The organism is Pseudomonas sp. SIMBA_067 (assembly GCF_046534675.1).
GTDB classification, from domain to species: Bacteria; Pseudomonadota; Gammaproteobacteria; order Pseudomonadales; family Pseudomonadaceae; genus Aquipseudomonas; species Aquipseudomonas putida.
The window spans coordinates 1-258 of sequence record NZ_JAWRYH010000762.1 but is presented as its reverse complement, the minus strand read 5'-3'; the positions used below and the strand labels follow the sequence as shown (position 1 = coordinate 258).

The 258-nt window shown below is 56.2% G+C and carries 1 protein-coding gene; it reads left to right on the top strand.

Annotated elements, in window-relative coordinates:
- On the top strand, positions 1-258 hold a 258-nt coding region (locus tag SB765_RS31225; RefSeq protein ID WP_410932706.1), incomplete at both ends, for a hypothetical protein.

Sequence of the window (258 nt, the reverse complement as noted above, 5' to 3'; positions counted from 1 at the left end):
TCTGCGCCGGTCATTTTTATTCCCGAACAGGCCCTCGCCAGCGTGCAGGAGAAAGCTGGGATCCGCTATCAGGTTGCTCCGGGAGCAAGCGCGCCTTATGCACTGTCTGTGGATTTACTGGATGCCTGGACCGCACCGCTGATTGTAAAAGTGCATCATGCAGGCGTTTCCCTAAGCGAAGTTCGCCGTCAATTAAGTCCCGACGAACGTCGCCAGCGGCTCGACAGTCGGCTGCGTTTCCTACTCTATAAGACCCAA